This window comes from Reyranella sp. (assembly GCF_004297265.1).
Classification (GTDB): domain Bacteria; phylum Pseudomonadota; class Alphaproteobacteria; order Reyranellales; family Reyranellaceae; genus Reyranella.
Map to the genome: position 1 here is coordinate 1 of NZ_SCUT01000024.1, position 24,183 is coordinate 24,183.

The 24,183-nt window shown below is 65.6% G+C and carries 26 protein-coding genes, 1 tRNA gene and 2 pseudogenes; 9 read left to right on the forward strand and 20 right to left on the reverse strand.

The genetic code is table 11. The features are described from left to right. The 3 genes from atpD to EPO41_RS08835 all read left to right on the forward strand — a co-directional run. A partial coding sequence (atpD, locus tag EPO41_RS08825; protein ID WP_296323419.1) for a F0F1 ATP synthase subunit beta occupies window positions 1-1,042 on the forward strand: 1,042 nt, incomplete at its 5' end. A gap of 4 nt (window positions 1,043-1,046) precedes the next feature. Beyond that, entirely contained in the window at window positions 1,047-1,460 is a 414-nt protein-coding gene (atpC, locus tag EPO41_RS08830) for an ATP synthase F1 subunit epsilon (protein ID WP_296323422.1), read from the forward strand. Window positions 1,461-1,570: 110 nt separating this feature from the next. Next, window positions 1,571-2,389, forward strand: coding sequence for a ferritin-like domain-containing protein (locus EPO41_RS08835; RefSeq protein WP_296323424.1), 819 nt, complete (start codon window positions 1,571-1,573; stop codon window positions 2,387-2,389). 102 nt (window positions 2,390-2,491) lie between these two features. On the opposite strand, the gene EPO41_RS08840 is transcribed toward EPO41_RS08835, so the two are convergent. From EPO41_RS08840 to rplU, 12 genes and pseudogenes are all read right to left on the reverse strand, one after another. After that, entirely contained in the window at window positions 2,492-2,965 is a 474-nt protein-coding gene (locus tag EPO41_RS08840; RefSeq protein WP_296323427.1) for an RNA pyrophosphohydrolase, read from the reverse strand. Window positions 2,966-2,973: 8 nt separating this feature from the next. After that, the gene (locus EPO41_RS08845; protein ID WP_296323430.1) at window positions 2,974-4,119 is read right to left on the reverse strand and encodes a divergent polysaccharide deacetylase family protein; all 1,146 of its coding nucleotides are present in this window, start codon (window positions 4,117-4,119) and stop codon (window positions 2,974-2,976) included. Between the two features lie 21 nt (window positions 4,120-4,140). After that, entirely contained in the window at window positions 4,141-5,538 is a 1,398-nt protein-coding gene (locus tag EPO41_RS08850; protein ID WP_296323432.1) for a S41 family peptidase, read from the reverse strand. A gap of 130 nt (window positions 5,539-5,668) precedes the next feature. Then, entirely contained in the window at window positions 5,669-7,261 is a 1,593-nt protein-coding gene (gene gpmI / locus EPO41_RS08855; RefSeq protein ID WP_296323435.1) for a 2,3-bisphosphoglycerate-independent phosphoglycerate mutase, read from the reverse strand. Beyond that, complete coding sequence (locus tag EPO41_RS08860; protein ID WP_296323438.1) at window positions 7,261-7,788, reverse strand: hypothetical protein; 528 nt, start codon at window positions 7,786-7,788, stop codon at window positions 7,261-7,263. Before EPO41_RS08860 ends, gpmI begins: the two co-directional genes overlap by 1 nt. A 122-nt stretch (window positions 7,789-7,910) precedes the next feature. Further along, window positions 7,911-8,369: a 23S rRNA (pseudouridine(1915)-N(3))-methyltransferase RlmH gene (rlmH, locus tag EPO41_RS08865; RefSeq protein WP_296323441.1), complete on the reverse strand. Its 459-nt coding sequence runs from the start codon at window positions 8,367-8,369 to the stop codon at window positions 7,911-7,913. Between the two features lie 196 nt (window positions 8,370-8,565). Beyond that, window positions 8,566-9,654: a nicotinate-nucleotide adenylyltransferase gene (locus EPO41_RS08870; protein ID WP_296323444.1), complete on the reverse strand. Its 1,089-nt coding sequence runs from the start codon at window positions 9,652-9,654 to the stop codon at window positions 8,566-8,568. 10 nt (window positions 9,655-9,664) lie between these two features. Continuing rightward, window positions 9,665-10,945 carry a glutamate-5-semialdehyde dehydrogenase gene (locus tag EPO41_RS08875; RefSeq protein ID WP_296323447.1) on the reverse strand — a complete coding sequence of 427 codons (1,281 nt, stop codon included), beginning with the start codon at window positions 10,943-10,945 and terminating at the stop codon, window positions 9,665-9,667. Window positions 10,946-10,961: 16 nt separating this feature from the next. Then, window positions 10,962-12,077, reverse strand: a complete 1,116-nt coding sequence (gene proB / locus EPO41_RS08880; protein ID WP_296323450.1) for a glutamate 5-kinase — start codon at window positions 12,075-12,077, stop codon at window positions 10,962-10,964. Continuing rightward, entirely contained in the window at window positions 12,074-13,087 is a 1,014-nt protein-coding gene (gene obgE / locus EPO41_RS08885; protein WP_296323452.1) for a GTPase ObgE, read from the reverse strand. Before obgE ends, proB begins: the two co-directional genes overlap by 4 nt. A gap of 74 nt (window positions 13,088-13,161) precedes the next feature. Continuing rightward, on the reverse strand, window positions 13,162-13,434 hold the full coding sequence (rpmA, locus tag EPO41_RS08890) for a 50S ribosomal protein L27 (protein ID WP_296323456.1): 273 nt from the start codon (window positions 13,432-13,434) through the stop codon (window positions 13,162-13,164). 28 nt (window positions 13,435-13,462) lie between these two features. Further along, a pseudogene (gene rplU / locus EPO41_RS08895) lies at window positions 13,463-13,756 on the reverse strand (50S ribosomal protein L21); the annotation flags it as partial. A gap of 334 nt (window positions 13,757-14,090) precedes the next feature. On the opposite strand from rplU, the gene EPO41_RS08900 reads away from it, so the two are divergent. After that, a tRNA-Ser gene (locus tag EPO41_RS08900) sits at window positions 14,091-14,180 on the forward strand. 273 nt (window positions 14,181-14,453) lie between these two features. Next, the gene (locus EPO41_RS08905) at window positions 14,454-15,155 is read left to right on the forward strand and encodes a hypothetical protein (RefSeq protein WP_296323459.1); all 702 of its coding nucleotides are present in this window, start codon (window positions 14,454-14,456) and stop codon (window positions 15,153-15,155) included. A gap of 109 nt (window positions 15,156-15,264) precedes the next feature. Here EPO41_RS08905 and EPO41_RS08910 read toward each other — a convergent pair whose 3' ends face one another. From EPO41_RS08910 to EPO41_RS08925, 4 genes are read right to left on the reverse strand one after another with little or no spacing between them, the layout of a single operon-like run. Then, entirely contained in the window at window positions 15,265-15,957 is a 693-nt protein-coding gene (locus EPO41_RS08910) for a WbqC family protein (RefSeq protein WP_296323462.1), read from the reverse strand. Then, window positions 15,954-16,775, reverse strand: coding sequence for a sulfotransferase (locus EPO41_RS08915; RefSeq protein ID WP_296323465.1), 822 nt, complete (start codon window positions 16,773-16,775; stop codon window positions 15,954-15,956). Before EPO41_RS08915 ends, EPO41_RS08910 begins: the two co-directional genes overlap by 4 nt. Next, window positions 16,772-17,485 (reverse strand): class I SAM-dependent methyltransferase, encoded by a 714-nt coding sequence (locus EPO41_RS08920; RefSeq protein ID WP_296323468.1) that lies wholly within the window; start codon window positions 17,483-17,485, stop codon window positions 16,772-16,774. Before EPO41_RS08920 ends, EPO41_RS08915 begins: the two co-directional genes overlap by 4 nt. Before the next feature lie 3 nt (window positions 17,486-17,488). Then, window positions 17,489-19,381 (reverse strand): DegT/DnrJ/EryC1/StrS family aminotransferase, encoded by a 1,893-nt coding sequence (locus EPO41_RS08925; RefSeq protein ID WP_296323471.1) that lies wholly within the window; start codon window positions 19,379-19,381, stop codon window positions 17,489-17,491. A gap of 485 nt (window positions 19,382-19,866) precedes the next feature. Here EPO41_RS08925 and EPO41_RS08930 point away from each other — a divergent pair. Next, window positions 19,867-20,502: pseudogene (locus tag EPO41_RS08930) on the forward strand (tetratricopeptide repeat protein); the annotation flags it as partial. A 54-nt stretch (window positions 20,503-20,556) separates the two neighbouring features. Further along, entirely contained in the window at window positions 20,557-20,835 is a 279-nt protein-coding gene (locus EPO41_RS08935; RefSeq protein ID WP_296324392.1) for a DUF6429 family protein, read from the forward strand. Window positions 20,836-20,899: 64 nt separating this feature from the next. On the opposite strand, the gene EPO41_RS08940 is transcribed toward EPO41_RS08935, so the two are convergent. Continuing rightward, window positions 20,900-21,106, reverse strand: a complete 207-nt coding sequence (locus EPO41_RS08940; RefSeq protein ID WP_296323474.1) for a hypothetical protein — start codon at window positions 21,104-21,106, stop codon at window positions 20,900-20,902. A 148-nt stretch (window positions 21,107-21,254) separates the two neighbouring features. On the opposite strand from EPO41_RS08940, the gene EPO41_RS08945 reads away from it, so the two are divergent. After that, window positions 21,255-21,512 carry a hypothetical protein gene (locus tag EPO41_RS08945; protein ID WP_296323477.1) on the forward strand — a complete coding sequence of 86 codons (258 nt, stop codon included), beginning with the start codon at window positions 21,255-21,257 and terminating at the stop codon, window positions 21,510-21,512. Here the strand turns inward: EPO41_RS08945 and EPO41_RS08950 are convergent. Genes EPO41_RS08950 through EPO41_RS08960 form a run of 3 tightly spaced genes read right to left on the reverse strand, consistent with a single transcriptional unit; the run spans window position 21,470 to window position 23,738 of the window. Then, a complete protein-coding gene (locus EPO41_RS08950; RefSeq protein WP_296323480.1) occupies window positions 21,470-22,156 on the reverse strand; it encodes a hypothetical protein in 687 nt (228 codons plus the stop codon). The two genes, EPO41_RS08945 and EPO41_RS08950, sit on opposite strands and share 43 nt — an antisense overlap. Next, entirely contained in the window at window positions 22,153-22,299 is a 147-nt protein-coding gene (locus tag EPO41_RS08955; protein ID WP_296323483.1) for a hypothetical protein, read from the reverse strand. Before EPO41_RS08955 ends, EPO41_RS08950 begins: the two co-directional genes overlap by 4 nt. A gap of 17 nt (window positions 22,300-22,316) precedes the next feature. Further along, the gene (locus EPO41_RS08960; protein WP_296323486.1) at window positions 22,317-23,738 is read right to left on the reverse strand and encodes a DUF2252 domain-containing protein; all 1,422 of its coding nucleotides are present in this window, start codon (window positions 23,736-23,738) and stop codon (window positions 22,317-22,319) included. Between the two features lie 148 nt (window positions 23,739-23,886). Between EPO41_RS08960 and EPO41_RS08965 the strand changes: the two genes are divergently transcribed. After that, window positions 23,887-24,162: a hypothetical protein gene (locus tag EPO41_RS08965; protein ID WP_296323489.1), complete on the forward strand. Its 276-nt coding sequence runs from the start codon at window positions 23,887-23,889 to the stop codon at window positions 24,160-24,162. Window positions 24,163-24,183: the final 21 nt, after the last annotated feature.

Sequence of the window (24,183 nt, forward strand, 5' to 3'; positions counted from 1 at the left end):
CCTGGTCACCGGCATCAAGGTCATCGACCTGCTCGCGCCCTACGCCAAGGGCGGCAAGATCGGCCTGTTCGGCGGCGCCGGCGTCGGCAAGACCGTGACGATCATGGAGCTGATCAACAACGTTGCGAAGGCGCACGGCGGCGTGTCGGTGTTCGCCGGCGTCGGCGAGCGTACCCGCGAGGGCAACGACCTCTATCACGAGATGATCGAGGGCGGCGTCATCAAGCTCGACGGTCCGGGCTCGAAGGTGGCGCTGGTGTACGGCCAGATGAACGAGCCGCCGGGCGCCCGCGCCCGCGTGGCCCTCTCGGGCCTCACCGTCGCCGAGTACTTCCGCGACGCCGAAGGCCAGGACGTGCTGTTCTTCGTCGACAACATCTTCCGCTTCACCCAGGCCGGCTCGGAAGTGTCGGCGCTGCTGGGCCGCATCCCCTCGGCGGTGGGTTATCAGCCGACCCTGTCGACCGACATGGGTGCGCTGCAGGAGCGCATCACCTCGACCAAGAAGGGTTCGATCACCTCGGTGCAGGCCATCTACGTGCCCGCCGACGACTTGACCGACCCGGCGCCGGCGACCTCGTTCGCCCATCTGGACGCCACCACCGTGCTCAGCCGCTCGATCGCCGAGCAGGCGATCTTCCCGGCGGTCGATCCGCTCGATTCGACTTCGCGCATGCTCGACCCGCGCGTCGTCGGCGAGGAGCACTACAACGTCGCCCGTTCGGTGCAGCGCGTGCTGCAGCAGTACAAGTCGCTGCAGGACATCATCGCCATTCTGGGCATGGACGAGCTGTCGGAAGAGGACAAGCTGGTCGTGAGCCGCGCCCGCAAGATCCAGCGCTTCCTCAGCCAGCCGTTCCACGTCGCCGAGGTGTTCACGGGCACCCCGGGCGTGTTCGTGAAGCTCGAGGACACGATCAAGGCCTTCAAGGCGATCGTGGCGGGCGAGTACGACGACCTTCCGGAGCCGGCCTTCTACATGGTCGGCACGATCGAGGAAGCTGTCACCAAGGCCAAGAAGCTCGCGGCCGAGGCGGCCTAAGCACATGGCCAAGGTCTCCTTCCGTCTGGTGATGCCCGAGCGCGAGCTGCTCGCGACCGAGGCCGACATGGTGGTCGTCCCGGGCAGCGAAGGCGACTTCGGCGTCCTGCCGGGCCACGCCCCGCTGGTCTCGACGGTTCGCCCCGGCGTCCTCGAGGTCTATCAGGGCAGCAAGGTCGAGCGGCGCTTCCTCGTGGCCGGCGGCTTCGCCGAGGTCACGCCGGAGCGCTGCACGGTGCTGGCCGACGAGGCGGTGCCCTTCGAACAGGTCACCGTTGCGGAGCTCGACGAGCGTGAGCGCTCGGCCCGCAACGACATTACAGACGCCGCAACGCCCGCCGAGAAGGCCGCCGCCGAGAAGAACCTGGGGATTGCCCAGGATCTGAAGCGCGCGCAGGCCTTCTACGCCAGCCGCTGATTTCAGCGCCACTGCGCATTTTTCTGTCGAGAAGTGCACCGGTCTGCCATTGAAAGGCGGACCGGAGGTGGCTTTATTACGCTGGCAAGACAACGCGCCGGGGCACGTTCATGGGTAACTGGACACTCGAGACGATCGCCTGGGATCGCTTCGATGCGTCGAAGGTGGATCCCGAGATCCTCCGCAACATCAAGGCAGCGGCTTTGGTGGAGCGGAACGGCGGCGACTATGGAATCTATCTCGGCCGCGTCTTCGCCGACGACCCCGGGTTCATGAACGCCGTCGAGAACTGGGTGACCGAGGAGGTACAGCACGGAATGGCGCTCGGCCGCTGGGCCCAGCTTGCCGATCCGTCGTGGGATTTCGATGCCGCCTTCGAGCGGTTCCGGACCGGCTACCAGGTGCCGCTCCATGTCAGCGAATCGGTGCGCGGCAGCCAGGCCGGCGAGATGATCGCCCGCTGCATCGTCGAGACCGGCACCAGCTCCTACTACAGCGCCCTCAAGGACGCGACCGAGGAGCCGGTGCTGAAGCAGGTCTGCCAGAAGATCGCGGCCGACGAATTCCGTCACTACAAGCTCTTCTACGAGCACCTCAATCGCTGCCTGGAGCGCGACCGGCTGAACCGCTGGTCCCGCCTGCGCATCGGCTGGGGACGCCTGGCCGAGAGCGAGGACGACGAACTGGCCTACGCCTACTTCGCCGCCAATGAGCCGCCCGACGCCGTCTACGACCGCAAGCGCAATATGCAGGCCTATGCCAGGCGCGCCTATCCGCTGTATCGCCAGACGCATGTGCAGCGCGCCATGGCGATGGTGCTGAAGGCCGTCGGCCTGGAGCCGCAGGGCCGCCTCAACACCCTGATGACCCGTGCGGGACTGTGGTTCCTCCGCCGCAACGCCGCCAAGCTGGCGTCGCAGGGGGCTTGAAGCGTCTCATTGGAGCGCGCCACTCCAGTGGAGCTCATACCTTTCTGACCGACGAAGCTTGAGCGCCACTGGAGTGGCGCGCTCCAATGATCGGTCCTGCACTCAGGAAATCAGGTCGGCAAATTCCTCGAACACCGCGTCGTAGACGGCCTTCTTGAAGGGCACGATGAGGCCCGACAGTTCGGCCGGCGCGATCCAGCGCCAGGCGGCGAATTCCTGGTCGTGCGCGGCGATATCGATGTCGGCATCCGTGCCGGTGAAGGCCAGGGCGAACCATTTCTGTGCCTGGCCGCGCCAGCGGCCCTTCCAGTAGGCGGGGCGCCGGTCTTCCGGCACCTCGTAGGAAATCCAGCCGGCGCTCTCGCGCAGCAGCAGCGCCTTGGTCGTACCGACCTCCTCGTGCAGTTCGCGGCAGGCGGCCTCGACCGGCGTCTCGCCCTTGTCGATGCCGCCCTGGGGCATCTGCCAGGCATCGGGCTGGTTGATGCGGCAGCCGACGAAGACACGGCGGTCCGGAGCGATCAGCATCATGCCGACGTTCCGTCGATATTCCTCGGGTGCGATGGCGGTGGTCATGGAACTCGTCAGGGGCGGAGCTGCGCCGGTTGGGCCCGCAAGCGGGTCATGCAGGCGTCGCGGCACTCGAAATGCCCGATGATCGGCACGAAGGACAAGGTCGTTTTTCCCTCTTGCCCCTTGTACCAGGCGGCAATGGCGGTGATCGCCTCGTCATCCGGCTGCATCACGCCGAAGGCGTGGCGCGGTGCGCGGCCGGGCGCGGTCTCGCTTACCCAGTCGCCGAGCCGGTCGAGATTGCCGGCAACGCCGTCGCCCGCGAGCTTGTAGTCCAGCACGTCGGTGCTGCGGGCATATCCCACGCCCAGCTCCTCGCTCAGGCGCTGGATCGGCGTCGTTCCCGGAGTCGGATTGACCTCGATCAGCGCGAGGCCGCGCTCGGCGATTTCCATGACCAGCGGCCGCATCACGGTCTCCGATTGAGCCGCGCGCCCGGGCGGCGAGATCACGAGGCCGACATAGCCTTCGCCGCGCGCCAGGGTGGCGCGCAGCCGGCGCAGGTTCTCCGGTCCGTCGGCGGTGGCTTCGATCGGCCGGACACCCCGTTCGGCGACGGCGAGATCGTCCATGGGCAGCATCAGGTAGCTCTCGTGGCCGAAGGCGCGGGCCTGCGCCAGCCAGCGCGGCAGGTCGGGCGTGCCGGGCAGGAACGCGAGGCTGGCCTCGGGCGGGAGGTCCTCGATGGCACGACGCATCGCGGCCTCGTTGAGGCCGACATTGATCACGAGCAGGCCGAGGCGTGCCGGCGGTCCGGCCGGATCGAAGCGCCTCGCATGGGCGATCCACGGCATCCAGCCCGAGGGCGTCACGCGCGGCAGGCGAAGCCCGTCGGCGGTCGTCTCGGTCATCGCGGCGAGATCCTCGGCGGGGAGGCTGCGGAATCCCGACGGCTTTGGCGGGCGCCGCGGCAGCGGCAGCGACGGTATTTCAGCCGCCGGCAATGCGGTGGCGACCGCCTCCTCGGCAGCGGGCGGTGGCACCGAGGCCGCCACGGCGCTGTCGACGATCTGCGGACTCCTTCCGTCGAAGTCGCCAAAGGCCACGCCGGCAGAGGCCGCGATCAGCCCGATGACGAGAAGATAGGCCGCGACCAGACCTCTTGGTTCTGGTCGTGTCTTTGCGATTATCGCGACGCGCCGGCCGGGACTGGCCATGGCGTCATCCTCGGAGGCCGGTCAGTTGGCCTTGCCGCTGTAGAGCGAGATGCCGCGGATCAGGTCGGCCGCACGCAAGAGCTGGTAGTCGGAGGCCTGCTCCTTCGGCGGCTCATCCGGGTCGCCGGACGGCGTAGTCTGGGGCGCCGCCTGCGGAGCGGTCTGGCCGGCCGCCTTGTCGTCGGTCTTGTCTGCCGGCTTGCCGGCTTCCGGCTTCGCGGCCGGCGGCGCCACCGGCTTGTCGTTCGGGTTGGTGATCGAGCGGCGCAGGTTCTCCTCGCGGAAGCTCGAGCGCTGCTGGATGTTCTCGATCTTCGCGGGTTCGACCTCGATGTCCGGCTTGATGCCTTCCTTCTGGATCGAACGGCCCGACGGCGTGAAGTAGAGCGCCGTGGTCAGTCGGATCGCGCCGCCGCCCGTGACCTGCATGATGGTCTGGACCGAGCCCTTGCCGAACGAGCGCGTGCCGAGAACGATCGCGCGGCGGTGATCCTGCAGTGCGCCGGCCACGATTTCGGAGGCCGAGGCCGAGCCGCCGTTCATCAGCACGACGATCGGCAGACCGTTGGCGACGTCGCCGGGCTTGGCGTTCCAGCGCTGGACGTCGTCGTTCTTGCGCGCCTTGACCGAGACGATCTCGCCCTTGTCGAGGAAGGCGTCCGACATCGCGATGGCCTGGTCGAGCAGGCCGCCCGGGTTGTTGCGCAGGTCGATGATGTAGCCCTTGAGCTTGTTGCCGGCCTCTTTCTTGAGCTTCTCGACGGCGTCGAGCACGCCGGGCGTGGTCTGCTCGGTGAAGGAGGTGACGCGGATATAGCCGATGTCGCCGCCCTCGAGGCGGAACTTGACCGGCTTCACCTTGATGGTCTCGCGGGTCAGCGAGACATCGAACGGGTCCTTGGTGCCGCGGCGGATCGAGACCTTGATCGGCGTGCCGACCTTGCCGCGCATCTTCTCGACGGCTTCCTGCAGGGTGAGGCCCTGCACCGGCTCGCCGTCCAGCGCGAAGATCAGGTCGCCCGGCTGAATGCCGGCCTTGGAGGCCGGCGTGTCGTCGATCGGGGACACGACCTTGATGACGCCATTGTCCATCGTGACCTCGATGCCGAGGCCGCCGAACTCACCCTTCGTCTGGACCTGCATGTCCTTGTAGGACTTGGGGTTCATGTAGCTCGAATGCGGATCGAGCGCGCTCAGCATGCCGTTGATGGCATTCTCGATGAGCTGCTTCTCCTCGACCGGCTCGACATAGTCGCGGCGGATACGCTCCAGCACGTCACCGAACAGGTTGAGCTGCTGGTAGAGCTCGCTCTTGTCGCCGCCGGCGGCCTTCGGGTCGGCCGCCTTGGTCTGCGCGAGGGCGGGAGCAGCCAGGAATGCCACGGCCGTGGCGAGGGAGGCGAAGCGCAGAAAGGTCATTTGGGTGCCTTCAGGAGGGAGTCGCCAGGGGCTTTGAGGGCCCGGCGATCCGGTGTTTCAGCGTGGGTTGGAAGATACAGGGGCGTCTTTGGCAGGATCAAGGCGCCGGGGGCCGGCGCCGCTTCACAAATCAGGCAGAGGCTGCGGCCGCTGGGCGCGGGGCCGCCAGGACGGTCGGTCGGGAGGCGGCCGAGAGCATCGACGTGCCGGTCATTTCCGCAGGCTGCGGAACGCCCATCAGCGCCAGCATCGTGGGCGCTACGTCGGCCAGCTTGCCGTCGGTCAGCGAATGGACCGAGGCGGGGGCATTGAACAACAGCGCGGGCACGCGGTTCAACGTGTGCTGGGTGTGCTTCTGATGCGACTGCTCATCGTACATCTGCTCGGCATTGCCGTGGTCGGCGGTGACGAACATGACGCCGCCGGCCGCCCGGATCGCCTGCATCAGCCGTCCGAGGCAGCCGTCGACGGCCTCGACCGCCTTGGTCGCCGCCGCGAGGTCGCCGGTATGGCCCACCATGTCGGTGTTGGCGTAGTTGACTACGATCAGGTCGAACTTGCCCGATCCGATCGCCTCGACGAGCTTGTCGGTCACTTCCGGTGCGCTCATCTCCGGCTTCAGATCGTAGGTCTTCACCTTGGGCGACGGCACGAGGATGCGCTCCTCGCCTTCGAACACGCGCTCCTCGCCGCCGTTGAAGAAGAACGTGACGTGCGCGTACTTCTCGGTCTCGGCGATGCGCAGCTGCTTCAGGCCGGCGCGCGATACCGTTTCGCCCAAGCCCATCTTGATGATCTCGGGCGGGAACAGCGTCTTCAGGAACGGGTTGAGCGCGGCGGAATATTCGACCATCCCGACCGTCGCGCCGAAGGTCACGACCCGGTTGCGGTTGAAACCGTCGAAGCGCGGATCGAGCAGCGCGGTCAGGATCTCGCGCGCGCGGTCGGAGCGGTAGTTGAACATCAGGAGGCCATCGCCGTCCGTCATGCCGGTGTAGCCGTCGATCACCGTCGGCAGGACGAACTCGTCGTCGAGGTTGGCGGCATAGGCTTTGTCGACGGCGTCCTTCGGTGTCGTCGCACGCTCGCCCCTGGCGTCGACCATCGCGTCATAGGCCAGCGTCACGCGCTCCCAGCGCTTGTCGCGGTCCATGGGGTAGAAGCGGCCGGCGACGGTGGCGAAGCGGATCGGCAGGCCAGGCTTCAGTCCCGCCTGGATATGGTCGAGGCATTCCAGCGCGCTGCGGGGCGGCATGTCCCGGCCGTCGAGGAACGCGTGGATCCAGACCGGCACGCCCTGGCCCGCGATCAGATTGGCCAGGAACACCAGATGGTCCTGGTGGGCATGCACGCCGCCCGGCGAGGCGAGCCCCATCAGGTGCAGCGAAGCGCCGCTCTGCTTCAGCCGGCCGATCGTCTCGGCGAGGATCGGGTTCTTCGCCAGCGAGCCGTCCTCGATGGCAGTGTCGATGCGCGGCAGGTCGGGCACGGCGACCCGGCCGGCGCCGAGGTTCATGTGGCCGACCTCGGAATTGCCCATCTGGCCCTTGGGAAGACCGACGAAGGTTTCGGAGGCGTCGATCAGCCCCTGCGGGCAGGTCGCGATCAGCCGGTCGTAGTTCGGCGTGCTTGCATCGAGGATCGCATTGTTCGACGGATCGGTGCGATGACCCCAGCCATCGAGGATGCAGAGCAGGACGGGGCGCGGTGCCTGGGCAGCCATCACGAGGCCTTCCGGATCTGGGGCCGGGCGCGCTCGACGGCGTTGAACTTGTTGGGGCAGCTCAGCTCGCGCGGGTCGGTGTTGGGATTCTGGTCCGGCACCTCGATGGCGCAGAACACGAACTCGCCGCGCGGCTCACCGTCGATGCTGACATCGTAGGTGTAGGTACCGGCCGGGTCGCCCGGAATGATGCACCAGGAGCGCTGCAGCACGCCGTCCTGCACTGTCTCGAGCATGCGGGTCGTGGCCTTGGTCTTGTCGGCGCTGACCTCGGTCTCGGGGCCGGCGATCACCTGCTCGGCCGGCTGCGAAGTCGTGAGGACCTCCTTCAGCGACACGACCCGGTTGGGACCGCCGAGATACATGCGCCAGCCGAAGCAGGCGCGATGGAACAGGAGCGGGATGGCATTGGTCTCGTAGTGGCGCTGCTTGCCGTCTTCGCCGGTGATCGAGACATAGGGGATGCTGCGGACGGGCTTTGCGGCCGGCTTCTGGACAGGCGTCGTCGGGTTCGTCGACTGGGCCATGGCGGCGCTCGAAGCGGCTGCCAGGAGGAGGGCGGACGAAGTGGCCAGGAGCCACCGGGGGAATGGGTGCATGGCGCCAATGTAGCCCCGGTTTTTCGTCAGAACAGAGGCAAAATCGCCTTTCAGGCCCTATGATAAGGATGGCCAGCGAGAAGTTGCTGGGCGCGATAGATCTGCTCGGCCAGCATCCCTCGGGCCAGCAGATGGGGCCAAGTCATGGCGCCAAATGACAGGATGAGCGTGGCTTTTTTCAGAATCGCCTCGGTGTGTCCGTCGGCGCCGCCGATCAGGAAGGCCACGTCGGACACGGAACTGTCCCGCCAGCCGCCCAGGCGGGCGGCGAAGGCCTCGCTGTCGAGCACCTTGCCGCGGCGGTCCAGCATCACCAGCGTCGCTCCTGCCGGCGCCGCCTCGAGCAGCAATTCGCCCTCGCGCTGCATCAGCTGCGGCGCGGGCAGCTTCCGCTTCTCCTCGAGCTCGCGCAGCGCGAGCGGCCAGCGGATGCGGCCGGCATAATGCTCGTAAAGGTCCCGCTCCGGCCCGCGCGAGGCGCGCCCGATGGCGGCGATGGTGATCTTCAAGCCGGAAGTTTTCCGCTTCGGGGCGGCCCTCTTCCCTCATCCTGAGGAGGCCGCGCAGCGGCCGTCTCGAAGGATGGGAGACAGGCGTGGTGCTCGTGCCCACCCTTCGAGACGCGGTCCTGCGGACCGCTCCTCAGGGTGAGGGCGTTTTCGGGAAGGCCGAAGTCGTTCGTTGCCGCTCGGAACGACTGCTGGCTCACGAGGCGCGCTTGCGTCGGGCCGCGGGCTTGGCGGCCGCCTTCTTCACGGCCGTCTTCCTGACGGCGGCTTTCTTGACCGGCTTGGCGGCGGCCTCGTCCTCGAGCGCCCACATCTTTTCGAGCCCGTAGAAGGCACGCGCTTCGGGGTGGAAAACGTGGACGATCACGTCACCGGCATCGACCAGCACCCAGTCGCCGGTCTGCTTGCCTTCGACGGGAACGTAGCCGTGGCCCGACTGCTTGAGCTTGTCGGCGAGGTTCTCGGCGATGGCCACCACCTGGCGGGTCGAGCGGCCGGAGGCGATCACCATGTAATCGGCGAAGGCCGACTTGCCCTTGAGGTCGATGACGACGATGTCCTCGGCCTTGTTGTCGTCCAGCGACTGGCGCACCAACTCGAGGAGCGCGTCGGAGACTTTGCTTCGATCGGGAAGCGTGCGGGTCTGGGCGGGGATGGTCTTTCCTTTCGATCTGGTCCGTCGGGGCCGCCCGGCGCGGATGGCCGTCGCGGAATGTTCATCCAACCTGCTCGGGATAAAGCACCAGGCCGGCGGCTCGCAAGTGGCCAGCCGCCGGGCCTCGTGGGCTCCTAGGCGGAATCGCCCGAAAGTCCGCGGCGCCGTCGAGGAGAGCGCGGCATGGCCCCAGCCGGGCCGCGCGAAGGCTGCAATGGGTATGGCCTCGAACAGGTTGCGCCAGCCTGCCCAGTCGACGAGCTGGGGCAGGATGTCGGCGCCCATCAGCCACACGAACTTCGCGTCGCGGTAGACGCGCTTCAGCGCCCGCACCGTGTCGAGCGTATAGCGCGTGCCGAGCACCAGCTCGGGCGCGCCGACGCGGATGCGGGGGTGGCGGGCGACCTGGCGGGCGCGGGCCACGCGGGTGGGCAGCGGCTCCATGCCGTCGCCGCTCTTCAACGGGTTCTGCGGCGAGACCAGCCACCAGACCTCGTCGAGGCCGAGACGCTTCAATGCCTCAAGGCTGATGTGCCGGTGGCCGGCATGCGCGGGATTGAACGAACCGCCCAGCAGGCCGATGCGCCGCGTCGTGGCGCGCGGCACGCCCGGCATCGGGTGCAGGTTCATCAGGCGACCCTCACGGGCGGAGCGTGCCCTTGCCGCGCACGATGTTCTTGTAGGTCGTGAGTTCGACCAGCCCGACCGGACCGCGCGCATGCATGCGGTTCGTCGATATGCCGATCTCGGCGCCCAGGCCGAACTCGCCGCCATCGGCGAACTGCGTGCTGGCATTGTGCATCACGATCGCGCTGTCGACCTCGCCCAGGAAGCGCTGTGCGGTCGCGTCGTTCTCCGTGACGATCGATTCGGTGTGCTGGCTGCCGTAGCGCGCGATGTGCTCGATCGCACCGTCGACGCCGTCGACCGTGGCGACCGAGATGATCGGCTCGAGATATTCCGTGCGCCAGTCCTTCTCGGTGGCGGCCAGCGCCTGAGGATCGCGCTTTCGCACCTCGGCGTCGCCGCGTACCTCGCAGCCCAGCTCGTGCAGCTTCGCGAGCACCGGCTTCAGGTGCGTGTCGAGCGCGGCGCGGTCGATCAGCAGGGTTTCGGCTGCACCGCAGACGCTGACCCGGCGCATCTTGGCGTTGGCCACGAGGTCGCGCGCCATGGCGATGTCGGCGTCGCGGTCGACATAGACGTGGCAGATCCCGTCATAGTGGCGCAGCACCGGCACGCGGCTCTCCTGGGTCACCCTGTCGATCAGCGAACGCCCGCCGCGCGGCACGATGAGGTCGAGCCAGTCCATGGCGCGCAGCATCTCGCCCACCGCGGCGCGATCCGTCGTCGGCACCAGCGCCACGCAATCCTCCGGCAGGCCGGCACCGGCCAGCGCGCGGCGCAGCAGCTCGACGATGGTGCGCGAGGAGTGGAAGCTGTCGGAGCCGCCGCGCAGCACCACGACGTTGCCCGACTTGATGCAGAGCGCACCGGCATCGGCGGTGACGTTGGGCCGCGCCTCGTAGATCACGCCGATGACGCCGATCGGCACGCGCACGCGGCTGAGCGCCAGCCCGTTGGGCCGCCGCCATTCCTCGATGACGGCGCCGACCGGATCGGGCAGGGCGGCGATGTCGTCAAGGCCGCGCGCCATCGCCTCGATGCGCGCGTCGTTCAGCAGCAGCCGGTCCTGCAGGGCGCTGGTCATGCCGGCGGCCTTCGCGGCCTCGATGTCGCGCGCGTTGGCGGCGAGGATGGCGGCCTTCTCGGCGCGGATGAGCCGCGCGGCCTCCAACAGCGCCGCGTTCTTGGCGGTGGTCGAGGCGGTGCGCAGCGAAGCGGCGGCGGCCTTGGCGCGGCGGCCGAGCTCGGCGACGAGGGCCACGACGTCTTCGGCGGGCTTGGTCTGGACGTTCATCGGACGCTCCGTCTGTTCACTCGACCACGAGGTCGTCGCGATGGACGATCTCGTCGCGGCCACGGAAGCCCAGCAGCCGCTCGATCTCGACGCTCTTGCGGCCGGCGATGCGCCGCGCATCCTCCGAAGCATAGGCGACCAGCCCGCGCGCCAGAACCCTGCCGCCGCGATCCTTCACGTCGACCACGTCGCCGCGGCGGAACTCGCCGGCCACCGCGGTGACGCCGGCCGGCAGCAGGCTCTTCCCGCAGGACAGCGCGCGCACCGCGCCGTCGTCCACGACCAGCGTGCCGGCGGTCTTGAGCGAGCCCTTGATCCACTTCTTGCGCGCCGACAGGGGCGAGCCCTCGGGCAGGAACCAGCTGCAGCGCGCGGTGCCGTCGATCAGCGCGCCCAGCGCGCCGACCCTGCGGCCGTCGGCAATGGCCATGCGGCAGCCCGCGGCCATGGCGATGCGGCCGGCCATCAGCTTGGTCACCATGCCGCCGTTGGACATCTCCGAGGCCGCGACGCCCGCCATCGCTTCGATCTCGGGCGTGATCTCGCGGATCTCCGGGATGAACGTTGCCGAGGCGTCGCTGCGCGGGTCGCCGGTATAGAGCCCGTCGATGTCGGACAACAACACGAGCGTATCGGCCGAGATCATCTCGGCGACGCGCGCGCCCAGGCGATCGTTGTCGCCGAAGCGGATCTCGTCGGTGGCGACGGTGTCGTTCTCGTTGATCACCGGGATGGCGCCCAAGCCGAGCAGGGTGGCCATGGTCTGGCGCGCGTTGAGGTAGCGGCGGCGTTCCTCGGAATCGTTCAGGGTCAGCAGGATCTGCGCCACGGTGATGCCATGCCGTGCCAGCGCCTCCTGGTAGGCCTGGGCGAGGCGGATCTGGCCGGTGGCGGCCGCCGCCTGGCTCTCCTCGAGACGCAGCGGCCCCGACGCCAGCTTGAGGTGCGTGCGGCCGAGGCGGATGGCGCCGGACGAGACCAGCACGACCTCGCAGCCGCCTTTGTGGAGGCGCGCCACATCGTTGGTCAGGGCTTCGAGCCAGTCGCGCCGGACCTCGCCCTTCGTCTCGTCCACCAGGATCGAGGAGCCGATCTTGACGACCAGCCGCCGGGCGCCGGCGAGGGGTGTCATGCCGCGTCCTTGGCGGGTGCGCGCTGCTTGTCGACCAGCTTCATCAGCTCGTGCAGCAGGGGCTGGACGCCCTGGCCGGAGACGGCCGAGATCACGTGCACGGTCTTGCGGCTCACCTTCGCGAGCTGCGCGCGCTTGGTTTCGATGTCCTCTTGCGTCATGGCGTCGGTCTTGTTGAGCGCCAGGATTTCCTTCTTGCGCGCGAGGTTGCCGCCATAGGCCTTCAGTTCGCGGCGCACCGTGCGATAGGCGTCGGCCACGTCGTCCTGCGTGCCGTCGACCAGGTGCAGCAGCGCGCGGCAGCGCTCGACATGGCCGAGGAAACGCGTGCCGAGGCCGGCGCCTTCGTGCGCGCCCTCGATGAGGCCCGGAATGTCGGCCATCACGAACTCGCGCTCGCCCACCTTCACCACACCGAGGCCGGGGTGCAGCGTCGTGAACGGGTAGTCGGCGATCTTGGGCTTGGCGTTGGTGTTGGACGACAGGAACGTCGACTTGCCGGCATTGGGCAGCCCGACCAGGCCGATGTCGGCGATCAGCTTGAGCCTGAGCCACAGCGCGCGCTCCTCGCCCGGCCAGCCCTTGTCGGCGCGGCGCGGCGCGCGGTTGGTCGAGGTCTTGTAGTGCAGGTTACCGTAGCCGCCGTCGCCGCCCTTGGCGATGACGACCCTCTGGCCGATCTCCGTCATGTCGGCCAGCAGCGTCTCGTTGTCCTCGGCGAAGACCTGCGTGCCGCGCGGCAGGCGCAGCACGATGTCCTTGCCCTTGGCGCCGGTGCGCTGGCTGCCCATGCCGTGATGACCGGTCTCGGCCTTGAAGTGCTGGGCGTAGCGGTAGTCGATCAGCGTGTTGAGACCGTCGACGCATTCGAGGATGACGTCGCCGCCGCGGCCGCCGTCGCCGCCGTCCGGACCGCCGAATTCGATGAACTTCTCACGGCGAAAGCCCGCGCATCCTGCGCCCCCGTTGCCGGAGCGGATGTAGATCTTGGCCTGGTCGAGGAACTTCATGGGGTAAGGTCCAGAAACGAAAAGGGGGAACGGCGAGCCGCTCCCCCTTCACAAATCCAATGGGATGAACGGCTCTATTCGGCAGCCAGGGCCGGCGCCGGGAGAACGTTCACCTCGACCTTGCCACCCGAGCGGGTGCGGAAGGACACGACGCCGTCCGCGACGGCGAAGAGAGTGTGGTCGCGGCCGATGCCGACATTCTCGCCGGCGCTCATCTTGGTGCCGCGCTGGCGCACCAGGATGTTGCCCGAGACGACCTTCTGGCCGCCGAAGCGCTTCACGCCCAGACGCTTGCCGTCGGAATCGCGGCCGTTACGCGAGGAGCCGCCTGCTTTCTTATGTGCCATCGTACTACTCCGGTCGCTCTGCTCAGGCGACGATCTGTTCGATCTTTACCACCGTCAGGTCCTGACGGTGACCGTTCTTGCGCCGCGAGTTCTGGCGACGGCGCTTCTTGAAGACGATCAGGTGCTCGCCGCGGGCCTGCTTCACGATCGAGCCCACGACCTTGGCGCCGGCAACGGTCGGCGCGCCGACCTTCTCGCCGACCATCAGCACGTCGGTGAATTCGACCTTGGCGCCGGCCTCGCCCTCGATCTTCTCGACCGTGAGCTGGTCGTCGGCGGCGACCGTGTATTGCTTCCCACCCGTGCGGATAACGGCGATCATGATGACACCCGGCTTGAGGTTCCCCGGCCCCAAATGGCCGAAAAACACGAAAGAACGCGGCGGACCCGCAGGGCCCGCCGAAGAAGCGCGGAATATACGCACGCCGGCCCTTGAGTCAATGTCGGAGACGGCGGGCGGAGACGGGCGGGCCGATCCGCCGCCGGCGGCGTCCCGGGAGGCCGAAATGCCAGTCGTTTCAAGGCGCTGGCCCCGGCCCGACCCGCCGCGGCATCGCCGAGGCCGCTTTTCGGGCCGTTTTTTCCGGCATCCCGCGCCGTTCCCCGCGGGAAGCTGTTGCTCCCCCAAAGACGCCCGCCTATAACCCCGCGCGCCCGGAGGGGTGCTAGAGTGGTCGATTAGGACAGTCTCGAAAACTGTTGTGCGTGCAAGCGTACCGTGGGTTCGAATCCCACCCCCTCCGCCATTGCCGCTGGTTGTTCCCGGTAATACTGAGTTCCCCATTCCGCAACAGATGCCCGCCTGCGGCCTGTAAGAACCTTGGTCGGAAGGTCGTGAGCGATCCTGATCGCGCATCCTCAAATGGCCGTAAGTCCTTGGGCCGTCCGTTGAGCGTCAGCAGAAAGAACCTTGCCCTAAAATTTGAGTCCACAAAAGTTGCGGCGCGAGGTGCTCGAGTCAGGAATTCTTGACAGGGAAACTGGATGGCATTCGGGTAGTTCTATCGTACATTTCGCCGATGATCGCTTCGAGGAAACACGGCTTCATTTTCATCAAGACAATGAAGACGGCCGGAACTTCGATTGAATTGGCGTTAAGTACCGTTTGCGGGCCTGATGACATCTTGACCCCAATCGGCGTGGAGCACGATAGGCTCCGGGCCGATGCCGGTATCGAACCTCGAAATTTTTCCGACACCCTGGAGGCGCGGTATCTCAAGGCGTTGCGGAAGCGCAACAATAAGCTGATGCGCCCAGTCCTTCGCGAGCTAGAGGCAAGTGGCCTTTGGGCGCACGCACTTCCCGATGCGATCAAGGCGCGAGTGGGAAGAAAGTTCTGGAAGTCGGCAGTCAAGGTAGCCAGTGAGCGACACCCTTACGAGAAGGCGTTGTCTCGAGCCTATCATTCGTATCGGAAAACGACGCCGTTTGCCGAGCATCTCGATCGGGTCGTGTTCGAGGAACGGTTTTATATTGGTCACCGTTATTACATTCAAGGCGGCAAGGTCATTGCAGGATTCTTCGTGCGCCATAACCTGCTAAACGAGGATTTTGCTAGGCTCTGCAACCGGCTCGCGCTGCCAAGCTTGAAACTCCCTATGGCCCGTTACAATGCGGAGCGTGATCGGACACCGGCCAGAGATGTATTGTCACCGTCACAACGCGATTTCATTTACGAACAATGCGCACCGGAGTTCGAGTTGTTCGGATGGGAGCGTTGAAGATCGTCCGGATTGCCGTCGGTGGTACAGTCGAAGCCATAACGGGATGGGCGTGAGGTGACCGAGGTGACCGTGCGTTTCACCGGTCAGCCACCGGTCACATCCGCCCTCATTTTCGAATGAGCGCCTGGAGATGTTGTTTCGGAAGCCACATCAGCGTGTCGATGATGGACAAATCCGGTTCGAATCGGAACGATCCCGTCTCGTATTTCAAGTCTATCGGCTCGTAGAATTCGAGGCTCACGCCGGCGGCGTTGAACTTCGCTGGGTCGTACAAGTGGCGCCCGCCCGCGGCGTTGATATAGGATTGTGCGCCCACGGCCTTGCAGATATGTAACGGCCACTCGCCGCGGGCAGCCTTGTGGGGCAGCGGCAGTCCCATCTTGCTGAGATCGTGGAATGCCGTCTCGATCCCGAGGTAACGACAAAAAAGCCTGATGCACGAGGAGTTCAACTCTCCGATGCTGGCGGCCTCGGTGGCGATCCCCTCCGCGACAATCCCTCGTATCTCTTCGTATTGGGGCGCCTCATGTTCATAGACGCGCAGCCTGTCCATCACCTGCTTGCGCCAATTTCCTTTCGCCAACCGAGCCTCCGAGATCGACCCGGCGGTCGCCCCCTTGGTCACAGGGACAGACAGCCATGTCCATCCCTTCTCCCGGTTGATTATTCGGTTCCGGCTGATCCACGCCTGTCGGCTGTACTTAACGGTATCGAATGCGATCCAGGCGTCACACTGGGCAATCATCCGGAACTGCTGAAAGTACGGGAAGAAATACGGCTGCATGACGCCGAGTTTCATCTCAAGAATGCCTCCAGCGGGGTGCCTGCGAGGTCTCGTTCAATCTCTGCCAGGATGTCTGCAGGAAAGTCTCGTTTCCATGCATCGCGGACGGTCGGCCTCTTGAATACGGCGTAGGGCCGTTCGTCGTGCAGCGACTGACTGTAACGCACGAACTCTTCAATCGCCGGCGACATCGGAACCTCGGCGAACTGGAACAGTTGCTCCGCTTCCCTCAGCGCCTGGCTGACGAAATTCTCGTATCGGACAATCAGATAGCGGTGGGGATGACGGCTTGCAAGCTCGCAGTAGAGTTGGGTCAGGGACTTCCAGTCATCGAAGCCCCAGTATTCACTAGGTCCTTCTCGCTTGCGGCATTCGCCGGTCCGCCACTCGCGTCGAAAGTCCGCTCCTTCAGGAAACTCCTTGCAGCTGCGCCAACTCCACAATGCCGCGGCCGGGTGGCGAACGATGTAGACGGTCCTGGCCGCCGGAAACACCGTCATGCCTTCGAGGTAGAGGTCGTGAAACCGTGTGTCCTTCAGTACGAGACGCTTCAGGTCGTGCACGGACTTGGACGGAAACAAAGGAAGTTCGCCGCTCTTCCGTCGCCAGTTCTGCGTCATGAACTCATCATGTGTGGCGACGGTCTCCTCGACCACGGCGGCCCAGTCCGCCGCCGTCGAGGAAGTCGTCAGTCTGTTCTTGAGGGCGTGAGAGTAGTTCGGCGAAAGACGAACGACGCAATGAGGCGAGCTCTCGAGGATCTGCGACAGCCATGTCGTGCCCGATCGTGGCATCCCGAGTAGAAACAGCGGTGCCGTTTGAAGATGATTCACGGCTGCCGCTCGATCAGGACGTCGAATCTGTAGTGGGAGGTGTAGAAGGTCTCAGGCGGTTCCACGAAGCGCATACGTCCACCTGCTTTGCCGACGATCTCCATCAGCTCATCGCGATGCCACCAGTGCCCAATCTGCTCCTGCCCCAAGTATAGATTGCGTTCGTAGAGCGCCCACCGCTCGGGAGAGTTGTAGAAGGATCGCAGTTTCGCCTGATCTGGAATGCCACACGCCAGGACAAGGCCGCCCGCGGGCAAGCCCGCCAGCAACTCTCGCAGCATTCCAAGTGCTTCATCGGAGGACAAGTGTTGGAGGACTTCACAACACCAAGCCTTGTTGAACTCCGTCAGGCTAAAATCTCGGCAACCAATATTGCGCAGATCAGCGACCTCGTACCGGATGGTTTTTCGTGGAAAGTGTCGTCTGGCAACCTCTATGAGGGGCACCGAATAGTCCAAGGCGAGGACGCTTCGCACGTAAGGCGCCAGAAGAGAGGTCAGGAGACCATTGCCGCACCCGAGATCAACCGCGTTGTCGCTCGGCTCAAGCGAAAGCGTGTCGGCAATATGGTCAGCAAGTATCTGGAGTTGCCCAGCCTCGATTGGGTTTCCGAGTACCGTCTTGCCGACCTGCCGCAGCGCTGCTGACGTATCGATGTCGGGATCGACAGTGCGTTGATTCCAGTAAGCATGCCAATCCCTGCCAGTCATGGGCTAGCTCGCCACAAGCGCGCCAAGCGTGGTCAGCAACACATTGGTCTCCACACACTTCATGTCTGGATGGGATGGGATATTGACAATCCGCTGGTAAACATCGGTCGCGGTGGGCAGCGGAGCCAGAGGCTTGTAATATTTACCAATTGTAAAAAAATCATTCTCCAACGCGGTGGTAGGGACTGGGCGCGGGAGAAGAAACGGCAAGCTCGTGGCGGCGGTCTGGCCGGGTATCGGCATTAGGGGCTTGAGACCGGCCCGGTGAGCAATGGCCTGAATACGCCTGCTTTGCATGAAGTAGAAGGGCGCCCATTCCGGGGACGACTCAAGCCGCTGAAGCAGCACGGCGCAGGAAAGCTCCGACAGCTTACCGTTGCCGACCCAGTAGGGCAGATCTTCCGCCTCGACAGGTGAGTATTCCATGAGAGCCAATAGTTTGTCGGCTTCCTCTGCCGGCACGACGGCGAGGCCACCTTCCCCAAACCCATAGGGCTTGGTGTGATGGAGGCTGAGAGCTTGGTAGGGAATGGCAGGCAGGAAGGGTCCGATGCCAGCTGCATTGTCGAGCATCAGAATCTTTCGATGTCTGCGAGCATGCTCGGCGTATTGGGTGAAGTCGCGTGCCAGGCCGAACACGTTTGTGACGATGATTCCATCATAGGAGTTCGGGTCCAGGTCCTGCAGCGCTTGAATGCGCAGAAGCCCTTCGTCGTCACAGTCGACAATCTGAGCGTCAAAGAAGGGCCCTCTGGTGGTATTGTAAAATCCGAAGGCTGACACCACCCATCGCAACCTCCGTTGTGCCTTGGACGCATGCAGAGCGGCCAGAGCCATCAAGGCCAACCCTCCGTTCGCGCAAGGGACTATCCGAAATTCTTTCGGTACTCTCAGATGCCGATGATATGCGTCGCCGAGAATGTGCCAAAGCGGCCCGCGGTTGGCCCATCTGTTTTGCAACTCGGCCGGTCTTAGAAAGGCTTCCAGTCGAGCGGTGTCGATGCTCTTGCGTTCAACGAATGCCACTTTGCGGGCGTTCTGTGTCTCTTGCAGAGCCCGTTGAACGCCTTCCCCGATCTCGCCGATGAGATTGCGCACCGGCAGAGATCTGCTACCCTGGAGCTGCCTGTAGGTCGAAAGGATTTCCTTGCGATAGACTTGGCCCCAATGCCGCTCAAGCAAGTCCTCTGGGCTGGCGATGCTGAATGCAAGTCCACCGTCTATCCAACGAGTCCGGGGATAGAGATCACGAAGCCGAAGGATCCAGTAAGGCGCGAGTGTTCCCGCTTGAAGCAGGACGCATGTCGCACGCTCGCACGGTTGATCAAGCAGAGATCTAAGCTGAGTCTCTGTATGCAAACGGGTCTTCCGCGCGTTCTTGGGATGTATGGGGAGGAACTCGAAGTGCTCCCACCCAGCTGCTTGTCCCAATGGCTCGATATACTGGGGGCCAACCAAGATCACTCGCATCGAGCGCAGCGTATCGAACAGTTTGAGAATCTCTCCATCCATGACGGCACGCTTCAGCAACAGACCGTCAACGTCGGCCGTATTCGCCGTCCTGAACTCTTTAACTACCGGATTAGATCGCTCCGGACGGACCGGCGTGCCGACCAAAGCTTCATCGCCGGGCCACGCGCTCAGCTCGAGGCCGATGAAGAGAGCGCGATCCGGCGACCGAACCGCCTTTCGCAGCAGTTGAAGCAGCTCATCAACGAATCCGCCTTCGAAAAAGAATGGGCGCCGAGCGACGCGGTCTGCGGCCACGTGATGCTTGGCTGCGATAGGCTCGCCATACGCGGCATAGGCGTCGGCTATGCCCTCCCAAAATCCGTGATTGATCTTGATGAACGAGAAATTTTCGCAGCGCGCGAAGCTGGCGAGAAATGTCGGCATGTCACGCATGGTTCGCGAAATCATTTCTCTCATCCAAACGGTTCGTGCATGGCTAGTCCACCCGATGAACATAATCTTATGGAGGGGCGGCAGCCAGCGTCGTGGCCTGCTTTGAGAGGGCGCCGGTGTAAGCGCAGCGAACCCTATATGGACGGCGCAGAAGCTGGCTGCCTCCATTTGTCTTTGGACCATTGAATGGTCCGTTGCGGCGACTCTGCCTGTCCATCACCGCTCTTTCTTGCGCCAGCAGAACGTCGGTTCCGCCTATACTCCCTGCAAGTCGGGATGCGGCGAGGTCCAGTATGGCACGAAAGGCAAAGACGAAGCGAAAGGGCGCCGGCCGCCGGGCCAAGGGCGCCGCCCGCGCTCTGCCGGTTTCGGAGTCCGACCTGGACGCGCTGCTGTCCTCGTTCTTGCGGATGCTGGAAGAGGACGATGAGGGCGACGAAGCCCTCGATCTCGCCCAGGAGAAGGCCTTCGAGGCCATGGAGGCGCCGCGGGCTGAAGAGCGGATCGCGCTGGCGCGGGAGGCGCTGGCGTTGTCCCCGCTCTGTTCGGACGCCTATCTCGTCCTGGCGCGGGAAACGGCCGATGCCAACGAGGCGCTCGAACTCTACCGGCGAGCCGTCGCCGTCGGCGCAGAAGCGTTGGGCGAGAACGCCTTCCAGGACGATGCCGGTTCGTTCTGGGGCTTGCTCCAGACCCGGCCCTACATGCGTGCGCGCCATGAGCTGGCCCTGGCCCTCTGGCGCCTCGGTCATCGTGACGAAGCCGTCGCACATTACTATGAGATGCTGCGCCTCAATCCCGATGACAACCAGGGCATCCGCTACCTGTTGATCGATGCCTTGCTCGAACTTGGCCGCGAGGCAGACGCCGACGCGCTCTTGGAGCGCTACGAGGACGATGCCTCGGCTCACTGGGCCTGGTCGGCAGCCCTTCTCGCGTTCCGACGCAGCGGAAACAGCGCAGCCGCCAACAAGGCGCTGGCCCGGGCCGTCGAGGCCAACCGTCACGTGGCGGCCTATCTGCTGGGCGCAAAGCCGCTTCCGCCGACATTGCCGGGATTCATCGGCATGGGCGACGAGAGCGAGGGCGTCTCCTATGCCCATTCTGCTGCCGGCGCGTGGGAAGCCGCGCCGGAGGCGAAGGCTTGGCTGGCCGGCGCTCCAGCGATTGCCCTCGGGAAGCAGGACGATCCCCAGGACGCCGAACACGACTACGAAACGGATCCCGATCGCGTCGACGAGGCCGTTCTCGCCCTGCTCGTGCAGGGACTGCATGACGGGAGCCGCGCCTGGAAGACTTTCGATTGGGACGCGCTCGACCGCCTGCATGCCAAGGGCCTCATCTCCAACCCGGCGAGCCGCGCGAAATCGGTCGTCTTCACCGAGGCCGGCCTCGAGGCGGCGCTGCGATCGCATCGCCTGCTTTTCGCAAAGAGGCGGCTATAATCGAAATGAACGAAATAAACGGAACAGTCGAAACGGAAAAAGCCCCCGGCGCGATGCCGGGGCGTCAACCCTTAGCGTCGTATGCGCAGCGAAACCCTATATAGAGGGCGTAGAAGCCGGCGGCCTTCCACTGTGCCCCGTCGGCGCGGGCCTGGGCCGGGCCGTACCACCAGGGCCCGCCGGCGGTGAGGGCCTCGTCCCCGCGCTGGGTGGTCGCGACCGCGACATGCGCCCGGCGGTTGTTGTTCATGCCGTCGGGGTCGTCGCCCACCGGATACTGGTAGGTCTGTCCCGGACATAGCCGTCGGCCGGCCGGTCGCTCTGGCTGAGCGTAGCCCTTGCGGCCGGACGCTGGAATGGGGGTGCACGGAGGCCGGAGCGGGGGATGCAGCCTCTGCCGTTCTCACTCGTTGACGCCGATGGACGAACCTCGCCCGCATCCCGAGCCGGAAGCCGCGAAGCCTACGCCGCACGAGCGGGTGCAGAAGCTGCGGCTGGGCGTGCGCATCGTGTGGTGGAACGCAGTGGCCCTCGCCATCGTCTTCGCGGCCCGCGCCCTGTGGCTGGGCTTCGTGAAGAACGACCTCTTCGGCTTGTTCTATCTCGCGCTGGCGGTCTGTTGCGCGGTCGCGGGCTACGGCACGCTCCTCGTCGTGCGGCGGCCTTCGGCCTCCTGAGCGAGGCTGGTGATCAGCAGATAGACGCTGATCAGAAAAGCCCAGAGCGGGAAGACGAGGAAGCTCCAGTTGACCCACGGGCTGGCGAACAGCAGGAACAGCCCCATCGCGAAGCCGGGCGCGGCCATCCAGCGTGCGATGAAGGCGGTGCGCAACGCGATCGTCGAGGTGATCAGCATGAACATGCCCGCCATGCGGATCGCATAGACGTTCACAAGCGTATAGGCGAAGGCGCGTGCCAAGGCGTAGGCGGACGAGTCGCGCAGCGCTTCCGGATGGGCGGCATGGACGAGGACGATGGCCCCGAACACCGCGGTTGCCACGAACATCATGGCCAGGAAGAGAAGCCCGCTGCCCAGGAAGACCGTCGCGAACAGGCGGTCCTCCGCCTCGGCCAGGCGGTCGCGCACCACGCCGATGAACCAGAGGAAGGCGACACCCGCGAACGGGATCAGGTTGATCGCCAGCACGATCCGGTCCAGCCCGGTGGTCAGCCACGCGCCGTGCTCCAGCGAGTCCCGCGGAACCGCCGACAGGAACAGCACGAACGCGAGAGCCAGCAGCCCGGAGAACAGGATGCCCGCAACGGCGGCCGCCCGTGGCGTGCGCAACCTGCCCCGCGTGAGGGATTCGGGTCGGGTCATGGCACGGCGGCGGGGAAGGCGTCGATCGTGGCGGCCTCGGTCACGGCGCCGTCGCGCCGGGCTTCAAAGCGTGACAGGGCCATCGAGGAAGTGAACCCGATAATGAGCGCCAGCAGGGAGTGGTTGTCGATGTCGAACGTCATCGCCGGCGCCCGCGCTTCTACCGGTCCTCTTCGAGATGGACCTTGATCCGGCCGGCGGCGACGGCCGCTTTCAGCAGGGCGTGGTCGCGCTCGGTCTGGTCGGCATAGGCCACCGCGAACGTCGCCATGGCCTCGTCGAACGCCTCGCTCCGGCCGAGATAGCCCGCGATCAGCCACGGATGGCTGGCCCTTCCGTGCGCCCGCGCCAGGGCCCAGCCACAGGCCTTGGCGAACAGCACCAGCATCTTCCGGTCGAAGGTCTCGACCAGCGGCTTGATCTTCGCGTCACGAAGCTGGCGAACGTAGAGGTCGTTGCCCCGTAGGCCGGTCGTCCAGCCCAGGAAGATGTCCGACGACGACTGCATCAGGCGCTGGCCCTGGACCACGCGTTGCCCGGCGTGGCCGTAGCCGCTCTTGCCGACATGGGGCTCCAGCACCGAGGGCACGGCCTCCTTGAACTGGAGGAACAGCGGCTGGTTCGAGGACGACATCAGCAGGCCGATCGAGCAGTAACGGCCGACGCTGCCGATGCCGACCACCTTCATGGCGACGTCGACCAGGCGATAGCGGTCGAGCAGCGCCTTGCGATCGTCGGACAGCGTGTCGCGGTAGCCGGCAAAGGCCTTGTCCACCGCCTCCCGGAAGCCTTCCGCGCGCGCGAACTCGGGGTGGAAGATCAGGGGAGGCTGGTCCTTGATCTGGACCTGGCCGCCGACCATTTCCGCCAGCTTGGGAAAATCGATGTCGGCGGAGTGCTCGTCCTTCGCCGCCTCGATCCGGCGCTGCACGCGCTTCCGGATCTGCGGGTCGTCCGTCAGGCTGAACAGTTCTTCCGGTCCGATTTTCGTGTACCAGGCCTCCAGCGGGCTCATCTCGGCGACTTCGCGCAGGCGCTCGCGGTAGCTCCCGGCTGCGGCCTGGGCCGCGTCGCGCCCCGCCGCTTCCGACAGGCCGTTCGACCGCGCCGCCAGCACGAACGAGGCGACCAGGCGCTTCAGGTCCCATTCCCAGGGCGCCGGCAGCGTCTCGTCGAAATCGTTGATGTCGAAGTTGATGCTGCGCTCGGGCGTGGCGAAGCCGCCGAAGTTCAGCAGGTGGCAGTCGCCGCAGGCCTGTACGTGAACGCCCGTCGCGGGCGTGCCCGCGAGGTCGGCGGCCATCACGGCGGCCGACCCCCGATAGAAAGTGAACGGCGACTGCAGCATGCGGCCGTAGCGGATCGGCAGGAGATCGATCTGACGGCCCTCGTCGGAGGCCTGGAGAATCTCCAGCGGATCGCGACGGTCCTTCGGGCGCTTCCATTCGCCCTGGCTGGCGCGCGGAACCGTGTCGCGCAGGCGCTTGCCGGCGGCGACGAGGTCGTCGGCCGGCACCGAGTGCACGGGACGGGCGAGTTCGGGAACGGCGGGCTTGGCGCGCAGCTTCGTTACGTTGGTCATCGAGGGCATCCTCCCACACGAGAAGAATAGGGATGCGCGGCGCCGCAGTACTTGAGTTAAGTCAAGCCTGCGGGGTCTCGTCTGCCTGCATCCGCGCCGGGGTGAGCGCGTTCAACGGGCCTGAACCCATCTGCCGAGGGAGAATCACATGGCCCGTACGCCCAGAAAGCCCGACCCGAACGAGGCTTCAGCCAGTTACAGCGGCACCGAACAGGCGAAGGACGCCCGCCGCGAGGAGCAGCGGGAGAAAGGCGTCTACGGCGCCGATGCGGAGGAGGGGCCGGGCTACGAACGCGAGGACGAGGAGAAGGGCGGCCGTTATGGCCTGGAGCCCACGGTGGAACGGCCGTACGACCAGGGCAGCTCGGAAGCCGTGGTGCCCCCCGCCGCCCGGAAAGGCGGTAAGGTGAGGGCCCGCAAGTGATGCCGGTTTCCGGCAGGAGAG